Source organism: Synechococcus sp. BA-124 BA4 (genome assembly GCF_034931165.1).
Window position 1 is genome coordinate 1 of record NZ_JAYGIA010000056.1, and the last position, 13,439, is coordinate 13,439.

The 13,439-nt window shown below is 67.9% G+C and carries 12 protein-coding genes and 1 pseudogene; 9 read left to right on the forward strand and 4 right to left on the reverse strand.

Features of this window, described 5'->3' with window-relative positions:
* Positions 1-180 (forward strand): transposase (locus VB734_RS06420; RefSeq protein WP_323243162.1); only part of this gene is annotated, 180 nt, incomplete at its 5' end.
* Positions 181-447: 267 nt separating this feature from the next.
* Here VB734_RS06420 and VB734_RS06425 read toward each other — a convergent pair.
* The gene (locus tag VB734_RS06425; RefSeq protein ID WP_197165657.1) at positions 448-969 is read right to left on the reverse strand and encodes a hypothetical protein; all 522 of its coding nucleotides are present in this window, start codon (positions 967-969) and stop codon (positions 448-450) included.
* 304 nt (positions 970-1,273) lie between these two features.
* Between VB734_RS06425 and VB734_RS06430 the strand changes: the two genes are divergently transcribed.
* From VB734_RS06430 to VB734_RS06445, 4 genes are all read left to right on the forward strand, one after another.
* Positions 1,274-1,516, forward strand: coding sequence for a Nif11 family protein (locus tag VB734_RS06430; RefSeq protein WP_323243163.1), 243 nt, complete (start codon positions 1,274-1,276; stop codon positions 1,514-1,516).
* A 121-nt stretch (positions 1,517-1,637) separates the two neighbouring features.
* The gene (locus VB734_RS06435) at positions 1,638-1,883 is read left to right on the forward strand and encodes a hypothetical protein (RefSeq protein WP_197165654.1); all 246 of its coding nucleotides are present in this window, start codon (positions 1,638-1,640) and stop codon (positions 1,881-1,883) included.
* Positions 1,884-1,973: 90 nt separating this feature from the next.
* A complete protein-coding gene (locus tag VB734_RS06440) occupies positions 1,974-4,154 on the forward strand; it encodes a PhoX family protein (protein WP_197165652.1) in 2,181 nt (726 codons plus the stop codon).
* 21 nt (positions 4,155-4,175) lie between these two features.
* On the forward strand, positions 4,176-6,617 hold the full coding sequence (locus VB734_RS06445; protein ID WP_197165651.1) for a plasma-membrane proton-efflux P-type ATPase: 2,442 nt from the start codon (positions 4,176-4,178) through the stop codon (positions 6,615-6,617).
* Between the two features lie 13 nt (positions 6,618-6,630).
* Here VB734_RS06445 and VB734_RS06450 read toward each other — a convergent pair whose 3' ends face one another.
* Together VB734_RS06450 and VB734_RS06455 are read right to left on the reverse strand one after the other, a co-directional pair.
* A complete protein-coding gene (locus tag VB734_RS06450) occupies positions 6,631-7,506 on the reverse strand; it encodes a sulfite exporter TauE/SafE family protein (RefSeq protein ID WP_197165649.1) in 876 nt (291 codons plus the stop codon).
* A gap of 3 nt (positions 7,507-7,509) precedes the next feature.
* Complete coding sequence (locus VB734_RS06455; protein WP_231594846.1) at positions 7,510-8,667, reverse strand: rhodanese-like domain-containing protein; 1,158 nt, start codon at positions 8,665-8,667, stop codon at positions 7,510-7,512.
* 248 nt (positions 8,668-8,915) lie between these two features.
* Between VB734_RS06455 and VB734_RS06460 the strand changes: the two genes are divergently transcribed.
* Positions 8,916-9,137 (forward strand): ArsR family transcriptional regulator, encoded by a 222-nt coding sequence (locus VB734_RS06460; RefSeq protein ID WP_231594845.1) that lies wholly within the window; start codon positions 8,916-8,918, stop codon positions 9,135-9,137.
* Between the two features lie 150 nt (positions 9,138-9,287).
* Here the strand turns inward: VB734_RS06460 and VB734_RS06465 are convergent.
* A pseudogene (locus tag VB734_RS06465) lies at positions 9,288-9,426 on the reverse strand (photosystem II q(b) protein); the annotation flags it as partial.
* Between the two features lie 214 nt (positions 9,427-9,640).
* On the opposite strand from VB734_RS06465, the gene VB734_RS06470 reads away from it, so the two are divergent.
* From VB734_RS06470 to VB734_RS06480, 3 genes are all read left to right on the forward strand, one after another.
* On the forward strand, positions 9,641-9,961 hold the full coding sequence (locus VB734_RS06470; RefSeq protein WP_197165647.1) for a YciI family protein: 321 nt from the start codon (positions 9,641-9,643) through the stop codon (positions 9,959-9,961).
* A gap of 240 nt (positions 9,962-10,201) precedes the next feature.
* Complete coding sequence (locus VB734_RS06475) at positions 10,202-12,094, forward strand: APC family permease (RefSeq protein WP_231594844.1); 1,893 nt, start codon at positions 10,202-10,204, stop codon at positions 12,092-12,094.
* A gap of 150 nt (positions 12,095-12,244) precedes the next feature.
* Positions 12,245-13,439 (forward strand): HlyD family secretion protein (locus VB734_RS06480; RefSeq protein ID WP_323243164.1); only part of this gene is annotated, 1,195 nt, incomplete at its 3' end.

Genomic DNA, 13,439 nt, shown 5'->3' on the forward strand with positions numbered 1-13,439 from the left:
GAAACTGCCAAAGCGCATATCCGCGCCAAAGGAGAGCATCCGTTTCGGGTGATCAAACAGCAGTTCGGCTTTCAGAAGACCCGGCTGCGGGGAATGCTCAAGAACCGCTGCAAAGTGAATGTGCTGGCAGCCCTCTCGAACCTGTTTATGGCACGTCGCAGGTTGCTATGCAGTACATGATCAGAGGATTAGTGTGCCTATCGAGGGAAAGAATCAGCCAACATGGGCAGATTTTGGCACCCGAAAAGGTGAAATCAGGCCAAGTCAGCCTCAGATCCGCCAAAATTGTTCAATCCGAGCAAATTGCAGCCTTGGACCCTCTTTCAGGGCTCGTTGCCCAGAGGCTCCCTAGTCGCCGGGCCAGTCAGGCACGACTGAACATCCGGGCTGTCTGCACTCAGGCGCCCGGCACCGCATCGGTCCGAGAGGGCATGGGTGACTCTGCGCTCACCCGAGAGCTGTCCGACCCAGGCCCTCGCCGTCGTTGCGGAAGAAATCGCTCAGGCTGACGCCGGCCTCGTGGGCGGCCACGGTGACCTGCAGCTTCTGCTGGTCGTCGAGGCCGTCCCAGAAGGCATGGAAGAGATCGAGGGAGGCCTTGGCCGTGCCCACCACCCCCAGTAGCGAGAGGGGAACCGTGAGCCAGGGAAAGACCAGCAGCACCACGGAGAGCACGGCGCCCACGGCCACGCCGGTTTTCGCGGATTCCAGGCTCGTGCTCAGCACCAGACGAACCTGGGTGAAGCGGTCGAGTTCACCACGCTTGCGCAGGGCTTCGGTGCGCAGGGCCGTGAGCAGGGCCTGATAGGCGGCAAAGCAGAGGACGCCCCCCACGGTCGACTCGGAGAAGAATTCCCGTCCCGTGAAGGCCCCGCCGTTCTGGTTGAGGTCGATCGACGCCAGCCCCGCCAGCGGGGCGGCCTCCCAGCCGGCTCTGGGAATTCGGAAAGGGTCGCGCTCGCGTGTCATCTCAGGGAACGGCACCACTGGTTCCAGCATGCTCCAGATCCATGGCCACTGCCAAGGCATCGAGGACGACCGGAGCCTCGGGGATTGGTGCGCCGAGGCTTGGAGGATCTGATCTCGAGAGTTGGATCTCGCCAATCAGGAATGAACGGCTTGCTCAAAAAGGAGTCATGACTGTGATAAAATAAGTGCGTGATTGTCGGGCTGTCAGGCGAATTCGGCTTAAGTAAAGATAGGTACGAATACTGATCAATGCCCGTGGCTATCTGCTTAGGCTTGGGGAAGAGATCGGGAGATTGATGAGATGATGCAAGCTGTTCCGTCCGCTCCAGGCCTGATGGCTCCGGAGCGAACCGTTCACACGAGCCTCGATGACCTCCACGCCCTGCAGAGGCTGGCCAGCCACGATCCGGTCTTTGCCCAGGCGCTGAAGAACACCGGTTCCACCCATGCCGCCGCCAGCCTGGCGGCCCGTCATGGCCTGCACGTGAGTGCTGAAGCCCTCTGGCGCAACCGTGGTCGCCATGGGTTGCCCACCTGGCGGGGCTGATCACACGCGACTGATCGCGTCTTGAGGCGGTTGTCCGCCACGGTTCCGTTGCCGTTGAGCCATGGTCACTCCACCAACTCGCCCGTCGTCCCTCGCGCCCTCCCCATCCGGGTGTGAGGAATTGACTGTGTCCTGCCCCATCGAGGCGGGAAGCATCGCTGACCGCCTCACGCACTGGTGCGATCAGGATGCCCTTCAGCAGGAGAATGCCGTGCTTGAAGCCCTGGCCTGCTGCCGGGAATGGCTCCATGCCCTTCCCAGCAGCACCCAGTCCGGCGATGCCGTGCCCTTCCCGGCCGGTGCGGTGGCCACCCTGGTGTGCTCCGTCCAGTCGCAGGTGAATCATTCGGCGCGCTGCGGCCACTGAGGTGTCCTGGGCCACCGCCGCTCACCCCCTTGCTGTGAGAGCTGTGGGGGCCTGGCCTTCGTCACCTCTGCTGCGGGTCGGGCTCCAGCCATGCACCGCCGTGATCTGTTCGTCCTCCTCGGTCTTGCCGCCGGTGCATCCCTCGCCACGCGGGTGGAATCACGCGTCGCGGCCTCGGCGCTCCAGCCTTCCCCTGCACAGATCCCTTTCGAGCCCGTCCCGTTGCCCCTGCCCCTGTGGGGCGATGGTCGCTCGGCTGCCGAGCAGCAGCGTCAGTTGCGGCGCGTTTCGCTCGAAGATCGCCTGGTGGTGCCGCGCGGCTACCGCGCCGATCTGCTGGCCGCCTGGGGTGATCCGCTCGGCGATGGCCGCTTCGGCTTCAACAATGACCACCTGGCGTTCACCCCGCTGGGAGAGGGGCGGGCGTTGCTCACGGTCAATTTCGAGTACATCAGTCCAAGGGGCTGGAGCGAGGGGTATGGCGAGGCCACCGGCATGGCCCTGCCCTGGGCGGAGCTGATCGAGGGGCTCAGACCGCACGGCGGCTCGGTGGATGCGACGTCCCTGGCGCCGGATGACCCTCTGCTTCAGCTGGTGCGTGCGGTGGCGAGAGCCGCTCTCGAGGATCAGGGCATCGGTGTGATCGAGCTCCGGCAGGAGGCGGGGGGGCTCTGGCGTCGCCGGATCGGACCGTACGACCGCCGCCTCACGGGGCTTGAGGGGTTGGAGGATCCATCCCGCCGGCTGCGCATCAGCGGACCGGCCGCCGCCGTCTTCCGCCTGGGGAAGCGCCTGGGCCACGACGACGGACTGGCTGATCGCAGCATCGGCACCTTCGCCAACTGCGCAGGTGGGGTGACCCCCTGGGGCACGGTGCTCTCGGCCGAGGAAAACATCCAGTTCCACGTGGTGGAGGCGGTGTACGCCGATGGCACGTCTCCGTCTCCCGCGACGCAGCCGTTTCGCTGCGATGGCAGGAAGCTGGACGGGCTCGGCAATCCCTTCGCGCTGTCGGGCAACAAGTACGGCTGGATGGTGGAGGTCGATCCCCGTCAGCCAGGGCGGCCCGCCGTGAAACATTCCGCCCTCGGCCGCTTCCGTCACGAGGCGGTGGCCGTGAGGGCCAAGGCGGGTCAGCCGCTCGTGGTCTATTCCGGCTGCGATCGCCACGGCGGACACCTCTACCGCTTCGTGAGCGAGGCGCTGATCGCTGATCCCGCCGATCCGGCCAATTCGGCCCTGCTCGAGGCCGGACGCCTGGAGGCGGCCCGCTTCGAGCCCGATGGCACAGGCCGCTGGCTTCCGCTCGATCCCAGCACCCCCGTGAAGCCGCAGCGGCCCAGTCACTACGCGGCCTATGCCTTTCAGCAGCCCTCTCTGCTCCCCCACGGTGACCGCGGCCAGCCAGGCGCCGAAGCCCTGGCCAGCGACGAGGCGGTGGAGGCCTACTGCCGGCGTTACGCCACCCTGGCCGACCTCTACCCCGGCGAGGGCGAGGAGCGCCTGGGCGCCATCCTGATCGATGCCCACCTGGCCGCCAGCGCCATCGGCGCCACCGCCGCCGCCAGACCGGAAGACACGGTGATCGATCCCCTCAGCGGCGATCTGCTGGTGGCCTTCACCGCCGCGGGCTCCGATGACGGCGGCCGCGCCGATCCGGCGGTGTTTCACGGCCCCAACGGCGAGACCGCCTGGCCCCACGGCTGGATCATGGTCCTGCACGAAAACGGCTCCGCCGCGACGACCTTCCGTTGGCGGATGCTGGCCACCGGCGGCGCCCCCTGGCAGGGGGGCCAGGGGTTTTCGGGTCCCGACAACCTGGCCGTCGACCGCTCGGGCAACCTCTGGATGGTGACCGACCGCGGCGGTGGATCGGCCGACCTCGAGGTCTTCGGCAACAACAGCTGCTGGGTGCTCCCCAGCCAGGGGGCCGCTGCTGGAGGAGCCTTCTGCTTCGCCACCGGACCGGTCGAGTGCGAGCTCACCGGCCCCTGCTTCGATGCCGGTGACAACACCCTGTTCCTCTCGGTCCAGCATCCCGGCGAACGCCATGGCACCCGCCAGGGGAGTGCCGGGGACTGGCAGGTTCACCGACTGGTGGACCGTGACGGCCGCGCGTTCGAGCAGCGGCGCTGGGTGCCCCTGGGCTCCAACTGGCCCTCCGGCGTTCCCGGTCGCCCGCCGAGGCCCGGCATCGTGGCGATTCGCCGCCTCGCCGGCGGACCGTTGCTGAGTGCCGAAGCGCCGCCGTCCCGCCAGGGCTATCCATGAGGGAGCCTCCGGTGCACGCCCATGGCCGTCACCCCGACCACCCTCGCTGAAGCGCAGCAGCGTCTGCAGACAGATCTGGAGGGACTGAGCGGCGAGGAGGCCCGGCAGCGGCTCGAGCGCCACGGACCCAACACCCTCCCCGAAACGGCTCGAAGCGTCTGGAGTCAGCTGCTGGAGCACCTCTGGGGGCCCATCCCCTGGATGATCGAATCAGCGGCGCTGCTCTCGGCGCTCGTGGGCGACTGGACCGATTTCGGCATCATCATCACCCTTCTGGCGGTGAATGCGCTGGTGGGCTTCTGGGAGGAACACCAGGCCGGCCATGCCATCGAGGCCCTGCGCTCGCAGCTGGCCCTGCTGGCCCGGGTGAAGCGGGATGGCCGCTGGAGCACCATCCCCGCCCGGGACCTGGTGCCCGGTGATCTCCTGCATCTGCGCTCCGGTGACATCGTTCCCGCCGATGCGCTCCAGGTCGGCGCTGAGGCGATCGAGGTCGACCAGTCGGCCCTGACCGGGGAATCGTTGCCCGTGGCGAAGCAGGCGGAATCCATCCTCTACTCCGGCTCCATCGTCAAACGGGGTGAAACCGACGCTCTGGTCCATGCCACCGGTGCCGCCACCTCCTTCGCCACAACGGCCCGGCTGGTGCAGGGAACCCGTTCGGTCAGCCACTTTCAGCAGGCCGTCCTGAACATCGGCGATTACCTGATCGCCCTGGCTCTGGTCCTCGTTCTGGTGATCCTGATGGTGGGGATCTTCCGGCATCAGAGCCTGATCACGATCCTGACGTTCTCGCTCGTGCTCACCGTGGCCTCCATCCCGGTGGCCATGCCCGCCGTGCTCTCGGTCACCATGGCCGTGGGGGCGGAGAGGCTCGCCAGGAAGCAGGCGATCGTCAGCAAGCTCGCCGCGATCGAGGAGCTGGCGGGCATCGATGTGCTCTGCTCCGACAAGACCGGCACCCTCACCCGCAACCAGCTCAGCACGGGTCCCCCGTTCTGCTTCGGATCCTCCACGGCCGCGCAGATCCTGGAAGCCGCTGCCCTGGCCTCCCGCTGGGAGAGTCAGGATCCGATCGATCTGGTGATCCTCAACTCCGCTGCCGAGCAGGGCTTGAATCCAGAGGCCACGCTCGAGCGGTTCATCCCCTTCGATCCCGTCGGCAAACGCACCGAAGCCAGCCTGAGAACAGCCGCCGGTGAGTGCTTCCGGGTCAGCAAGGGAGCCCCTCAGGTGATCCTCGCCCTGGTGGGGGGTGACCCTGCCCTGGCTGCGCAGGTGGAGGCGGTGAGCCTCAGCTTCGCCGGGCGCGGTTTCCGCTCGCTCGGGGTGGCGCGTACCGATGCCACGGGACACTGGAACTATCTGGGAATCCTGCCGCTGCTGGATCCACCGCGGCCGGATTCCGCCACCACCATTGCCGAGCTCCAGCAGCTGGGAGTGTCGGTGAAGATGATCACCGGCGATCAGCACGCCATCGCCCTGGAAATGGCCAGGCAGCTGGGTCTGGGCCAGCGAATCCTGGACTCGGCTCTGTTGCTCGACTCACCGCCCCATCACAGCGGCCAGCTGAGCGAGGCGATCGAGCAGGCGGATGGCTTTGCTCAGGTCTTTCCAGAGAACAAATATCACATCGTCGATGTGCTCCAGCAGCGCGGACATTTCGTGGGCATGACTGGTGATGGGGTCAATGACGCCCCTGCGCTCAGGAAGGCGGATGCGGGCATCGCCGTGTCGAATGCGACCGATGCCGCCCGGGCCGCGGCCGACATCGTGCTCCTGACTCCAGGCCTCTCGATCGTGGCCGAGGCGGTGCGCGAAAGCCGCCGCATCTTTCAGCGAATGAACCACTATGCGATCTACAGAATCGCGGAAACGATCCGGGTGCTGCTGTTCACGACACTGTCGATTCTTGTCTTCGACTTCTATCCAGTGACGGCGGTGATGATCGTGCTGCTGGCCCTGCTCAACGATGGCGCCATCCTCTCGATCGCCTATGACCGTGCATCCTTCTCCCTCCGGCCCGAGCGCTGGAACATGCCGGTGGTCCTCGGCGTGGCCAGCGTGCTGGGGGTTCTGGGGGTGGCTGAGTCCTTCGGCCTCCTCTATGTCGCGGAGCATCTTCTCGAGCTCGGCCGGGACACGGTCCAGACCCTGCTGTACCTCAAGCTGTCCGTGGCCGGGCATCTGACGGTGTTCGTGGCGCGGACCCGCGGACCCTTCTGGCAGTCGCGGCCGGCCACGATCCTGACCACGGCGGTGCTCGTGACCCAGGTCGCCGCCACGCTGCTGGCGGTGTACGGCGTGGTCATGACTCCCCTGGGCTGGCCCCTGGCCCTGGCCGTCTGGGGGTACAGCCTGATCTTCTTCGTCTTCAATGACCGCGTGAAGATCCTGGCCTACGAGCTCTTTGATCCCCGCCGGCAGCTGCTGGGTCTGCAGGGACGGCCCAGCGGGATCTGAAGTCCATGCCGGATCAAGGCCTTGATGCGGCGTCGTGGCGCACCGACATGGCCGGCGATGGGGGTTGTGCCGACTCCGCCTGCTTCATCGTTCCCGGTGGCGTCTGCCGCTTCCAGGCTTCCGCGCCGGTGAGAAGGGCCGAGCCGATCAGCAGGGCCGCAAAGCCACGCCGCAGCTGCCGTTCCGGCAGATGCGGTGCCAGCCACTGACCCACCAGGCCCCCCAGGGCTCCGCCGGCCAGCAGCGGCAGCATCATCGGCAGGCTGGTCGCAGGCCAGTGGCCCTGCGCCGTCAGGGCCACCAGGCTGTTGGCCGCGATCAGCAGCAGGCTGGTGCCGCTGGCCAGGGGCATGGGCAGGCCGGCCAGCAGCACCAGGGCCGGCACGATCGCGAACCCGCCTCCCACGCCGGCGATGCCGGTGAGCAGACCCACCACCACCCCCTGCAGGGCCAGGGAGACCGTGGTGCTGATCGGCGCTCCTGCACTGCCGGCCCGGGGCAGGGGCTCCCGCGGCGTCGAGCGGCGGGTCAGCAGCCAGGAGGCCACCAGCGCCGCCAGGGCGAACACCGCCAGCTGGACGGGTTCAGGGATCAGGCCGGCCTTCACCAGGCTTCCGCCGATCCAGCTGCCGGCCAGGGCCGGCACACCCAGGATCAGGGCCGGCCGCCAGGCCACCTGGCGGCGACGGAGGTAAGGCCCCACGTTGCCCAGGGCCAGCAGGGTAACCACCAGCAGCGACAGGGGCACCGCCTCCCGGGTGGGCAGGGCCACGCCGCTGATCAGCAGGGGCATCAGCAGGATCGATCCTCCGGCGCCGAGCACCGCCAGCAGAAAGCCGATCAGGCCGCCTCCCGCGGCCAGCAGCGCCAGGGTGCCTGTGGTGAGCACAGCTCAGGAGTGGGTGGGTGTGGGGTGGTCCAGCGGCAGGCCGTCCCGCTGCCAGGCGCGCAGACCCCCCTGCAGATTGGCCACATGCGGGCGACCGGCCTTGAGCAGCTCCAGGGTGGCCAGGGCCGAGCGGCTGCCGGAATGGCAGAGCACCACCAGCGGCCGGCCGGAGGGGATTTCGCCCTGCCGCTGCTCCAGCTCCGGCAGGGGAATCAGCAGGCTGCCGGGGATGTGCCCGTCAGGTCCGTTGAATTCCTCGGCCGAGCGCACGTCCAGGAGGGTGAGATCAGCCTGGTGCTCGCGCACCCAGCGGGGCCCGAGCTGGGGCAGGCCGGCATAACTGCGCTGGATCGGGGCCCAGTCGTCCGGGCCGGGGGCCGTGTCCCCCCGGGGCCTGCCGCTGCGCAGGTTGGCGGGCAGGGCCTCGGCCAGCCTGCGGGGGTGGGGGAGCTGGAGATTCTCCATGTAGCCCACGAAGTCGCGCTCGTCGGCCTCGCCGCCGAGGCGGGCGTTGTAGGCCTTCTCCTCCGCGACCGAGCTCACGGTGCGCCCGTTGTAGTCGTGGCCGGGGTAGAGCCGACAGGTTTCGGGCAGGGAGAAGATCTGCCCGGTGATCGAGCGGTAGAGGGTGTGGGGGTTGCCGTCCTGGAAGTCGCAGCGTCCGCAGCCCCGCACCAGCAGCGCGTCGCCGGTGAAGGCCATCGTCTGGTCGTCGAGCACGAAAGTGAGGCAGCCGTTGGTGTGGCCCGGGGTGGCACGCACCTCCAGGTGGCGTCCGCCGAATGGCACCCGATCGCCGTGGTGGAGCGGCAGGGTGACGTTCTCGGCGCGGGCGGCGGCCGCCAGGCCGATGGCGCAGCCGGTGGCGTCGTGCATCAGCCAGCTGCCGGTGACGTGATCGGCGTGGGCATGGGTGTCGAGGCAGGCCACCAGCTTGATCCCCAGCTCCTGGATCAGGGAGAGGTCACGCTCGTGCTGCTCGAAGACCGCGTCGATCAGCACACCCTGTCTGCTCGCCACATCGGCGAGCAGATACGTGAAGGTGCCGGTGTCGGCATCGAACAGCTGCCGGAGAAGCAGAGTGGATCCGCCGGAGGCGGCCGCGAGCATGGCGGCCGCCTCCGGGGCGGAGCGAGGATCGGTGGAGAGAGACTGGGCCATGGGCTCCCGGGGGTGGAGGACTGACTTGGCTGCTATGAGCATAGCCACATAGCCGTGAGCTGGATCCATCCACCGCGCCTGGACAGGGTGCATAATGTCTCTAGAGACATAAACAAGTGCCATGGCTGTCCCCTCCGGCGGGACCATGCCGAGTCCCCGGCTTCTCGAAGAGCTCAGTCATTTCTTTCGTCTGCTGAGTGAGCCGGCCCGTCTTCAGCTGCTCTGCCAGCTGAAGACGGGCCGGCCCCATGGATGTGGCGTCGCTGATCGAAGTCACGGGCTTCAGTCAGTCCCACATCAGCCGACAGCTCGGCCAGTTGCAGCGCGCTGGCCTGGTGCGGGCGGAGCGTGAGGGTACACGACTGATCTATGAGGTCGCGGATCCTCTGGTCCATGAACTCTGCAATCTCGTGCAGGGCCGGCTGCGCAAGCGTCTGGAGGATCAGCTGCATCAGCTGCAGGCCATCTGAGTCCAGGCGGCCCGCGCACGCCGCCAGCCCGCGCAGGTCGTCCGGCCTGAAGTCGAAAGCCCAGCCGCCAGGGATGCCAGAGGGGTGGAAGGGAGCGGCTGGGTCGGTGTCAAAGGCCGACGAACCGATGGCCTCGATCCCAGACGCGGATGATGGGGCCGTGAGTGCCACCGGCGTGGTGGCGCCGCTGGCGAGATTGAGCGTGAAGTTGTGCATGTGGCGCTCGTGCATCCCCTCGATGCCAAGGCCGCCCCGATTGACGATGTCCGTCCCAGGTGTTCACCACCCGGCATGGACTGGAGAAGGGCCAAAAAAAAGAGGAGGGCCTACCACAGCCCGCCCCTCGGAACGTCTAACGAAATGTAACAGCTCCGGCGGGTTCTGCGTGGATTTCCCTAAGGAGTATTTCTGCTCGGGTTCGCCCCCCTGGGCGGCTGTCCCCGCCTGGACTGTCGGCCTAGGTTGGAGATCCTTCCTGGAAGGTGTCCCATGGCCTGGAGCCCATGGCCTGGTTCGTGAAGCTCGAGCAGGGTCTGGTGGACCGTGACCATTTCGACCGTCACCTTCAGGATCATCTCGATTGGGTGGCCGATCTCGCACGGCGCGGGCATCAGCCCAGCAGCGGGTACTGGCGGGATCGCAAGGGCATGAACGGCGCCGGTGCCGGTGGCATGCTCCTGTTCCAGGCCTACGACTGGCAGGAGGCCGAGGAGATCGTGCGCGGCGATCCCCTCATCCGCTCCGGTTGTGTCAGCTGGGTGCTCCACGAATGGCGGGTGGTGGCCGGGGCGATTCCGGCCGGATCCCCCGCTCCCGCTCCATGACCACCCCCACGCCCCGATCACGGCGGCCCAGCAGGCTCTCCCCCCGATGGTGACCCTCTCCGATCGCCAACACGATCAGCGACCTGATTCAGGGGGATGTGAGCGATGTGGCGGTGGCCGTGGTGATCAACGATCTCTAGTCGGACCATCGCTACCTGCGAATTCCCTGGTCCTCTTCCCTCGGTTGGAGTTGCGCTGGATCGCTGCCTAGGTTGACTCCCTCACCTGGTTCCTCCGGCCTTGTTCCCTGGATCCGCGGGCGGCACGGGCCGTTCAGGTCTGCACCGCTGGTTGATCGGTGAGCCCCTGCCCACCAGCGCCCATGCCGAGGAGCGCCTCAGTAACGGCGAAGCCCTGGCGATCCTGAGCTCCGACGCTCTCTCCTCGGTGGCCTATGCCAGCCAGGAGATCCTGCTGGTGCTGAGCCTGGCCGGTGCCGCCGCCCTCAGCCTCACCGTGCCGATCACCGGCCTGATCGTGGCGCTGATGCTGGTGGTGGCGGTCAGCTACCGCCAGACGATCAAGGCCTATCCCCATGGGGGAGGCTCCTACCGGGTCTCCCACGACAACCTGGGGGTGGTGCCGGGTCTGGTGGCCGGGGCCTCCCTGGCCATCGACTACGTGCTGACCGTGTCGGTGAGCGTGGCGGCCGGCATCGCCGCGATCACCTCCCTTCTGCCGCAGCTGGCTGTGGAGCGGATTCCCCTCTGCCTGCTGGCGGTGGCGCTGCTGATGCTCGTGAATCTGCGCGGGGTGCGCTCCAGTGCGCGCCTGCTCAGCCTGCCCACCTTCCTGTTCATGGGCCTCGTGCTCACCCTTGTGGTGCTGGGGCTGGTGAAGCTCCGGCTCGGCCTGCTGCCGCCTCTCGACGTGCCTGATCAGGCCGGGCAGCTGGCGCGGATTCAGGGGGGTGAGCTGGCGGTTCTGGGGCCGGTGCTGCTGATGCGTGCCTTCAGTTCCGGTTGCGCGGCCCTCACGGGCATCGAGGCCATCAGCGACAGCGTGATGGTGTTCAAGCCGGTGGAATGGCGCAATGCGCGCCGGGTGCTCACCGGCATGGTGATCGTGCTGGCGGTGATGTTCAGCGGCATCAGCGTGCTGGCCAGTCAGCTGGGCCTGGTGTATGTGGAGAACGGTCCCACGCTGCTCTACCAGCTGGGGGAACGCATCTTCGCGAATGGACTGCTGCTCTCGGTGCTGCAGCTGAGCACCCTGCTGATCCTGCTGCTGGCGGCCAACACCGCCTATGCCGATTTCCCCCGCCTCTCGGCCTTCCTGGCCCAGGACGGCTACATGCCCCGGCAGCTGGCCTCCCTGGGTGACCGTCTGGTGTTCAGCAACGGCATCGTCCTGCTGAGCGGATTCGCCACGGTGCTGCTGCTGGTGTTCGAGGGCAGCGTCACGCGCCTCCTCCCGCTCTATGCCGTGGGGGTGTTCACCAGCTTCACCCTCTCCCAGGCGGGCATGGTGGCGCACTGGTGGAAGGAGCGGCAGAAGGGCTGGCTCGGCAAGGCTCTGGTCAATGGATTCGGTTCTCTGGTCACGGGGGTGGTCTGCGCGGTGCTGCTGTACAGCAAATTCCGCCTCGGCGCCTGGGTGATCGTGGTGGCGGTGCCGCTGCTGGTGACCCTGCTGCTCACGATCAAGGCCCACTACCGCCAGGTGGCACGACGCCTGCGCCTGGCTCCCGAGGTGCGCCTCCACCTGCCGGAACCCCTCCGGGAGGGCGGCTCGCCGGTGGTGCTGCTGGTGGGGCAGTTGCACCGCGGCAGCTTCGAGGCTCTGCGCTATGCGCGCACCATCGCCGACAGCCTGGTGGCGGTCCATGTGGATCTCGGAGACGGCCGCGCCGAGTCTTTCCGGGAGCAATGGCAGCGCCAGCTGCCGGACGTGGAGCTGGTGATCCTGCCCTCCCCCTACCGCTCCCTGATCGATCCGGTCAGAGCGTTCATCCACCAGTTCGAGATCGAGCACGGCAACGGAGGTGACCAGTTCTGCACCGTGGTGCTGCCGGTGTTCGTGACCCGGCACGGGTGGGAGAACCTGCTGCACAACCAGTCCACCTACGTCCTGCGCCATGCCCTGCGCCGGGAGGGGACCCGGGTGGTGACGACGGTGGGGTTCTATCTCTGATCGACCACCCCGCAGGATCCCCATGGACCCTGCAGTCGGCGGGGCCACTCACACCTGCTCACAGCTGAACACGCCGGCGTCATCCCACAGGCGCAGATCGGAGCCATGGTTGGGACAGAGTCGCTCTCACCCGCCGCGAAGCCTTCCGGAATGCTGCCGACCAGCCTGCGCCGATGGCCGGTACCGGGATCCTCCGCGGCTACGGATGCTGATCAGCTCCAACGGCCAGCGTGGCGCTGGCCGCCCCCACGCCGGCTGATCGCTGCGGCAGCGCTGCTGGCGCTGGGGCTGGCCGGCGGTGGCTGGCTGGTCTGGCACCAGCGGCAGATCCGGGCCAGGCGGGCAGACCTGGCCGCCCGGACCGCGCCGGTGGAGCGCCGTGACGTGATCCTGAAGGTCACGGCCGCCGGCTCGATCCGTCCCACGACGCCGGTGAACATCAGTCCGAAGCAACCCGGCCGGGTCACGGCGCTGAGCGTGGATCAGGGGGATCGGGTCAGCGCCGGACAGGTCCTGGCGCGGATGGACGACAGCAACCTGCTGGGCAGCCTGCTCAGGGCCCAGGGAACGGTGGCGGCGGCGCTGGCGAACCTCGAGAAGCTCCAGGCCGGCAACCGGCCCCAGGAGATCGAGGAGGCCCGGCGCACTCTGCAGGCGGCCGTGGCCGAGCAGATCGCCGTGGGCTCCACCTATCGCAGCAATCTCCAGCTCTATGGCTCCGGAGCGATCGCCCGTGTGGCCTTCGACGCCAGCCGCTCGGCGTTTCTCGCCAGCGAGGCACGGGTGAGCGCCCTGCGGGCACACCTGGATCTCGTCCGGGCCGGCAGCCGCGCCGAGGACATCGCGGCGGCCCGTGCCCAGCTGCAGCAGGCACGGGGTGATCTCGCCACGATCCAGGCCCAGGTGGAGGACACCGTGATCCGTGCCCCCTTCGCTGGGGTGATCACCCAGAAGTACGCCGATGTGGGCGCCTTCGTGACGCCCACCACCTCGGCCAGCGCCACCAGTTCGGCCACTTCCTCGTCGATCCTGGCGCTGGCCAGTCAGCTGGAGGCGGTGGCCAACGTGGCGGAGGTGGATGTGGGGGCGATCAGACCTGGCCAGGCGGTGGATCTTCAGGTGGATGCCTTCCCCCGCCAGGTGTTCCGGGGAACGGTGCGGCTGGTGGCTCCGGAAGCGGTGGTGGAGGACAACGTGACCAGCTTCCAGGTCAGGATCGCCCTGGGTGAGCAGGCACGCGCCAGGCTCCGCTCCGGCATGAACCTCACGGCCAGCGTGCTCGTGGGCCGGCAGCCGGATGCCCTGCTGATCCCCCCCCCGGCGATCGTCAGCGAGCGGGGCGGCA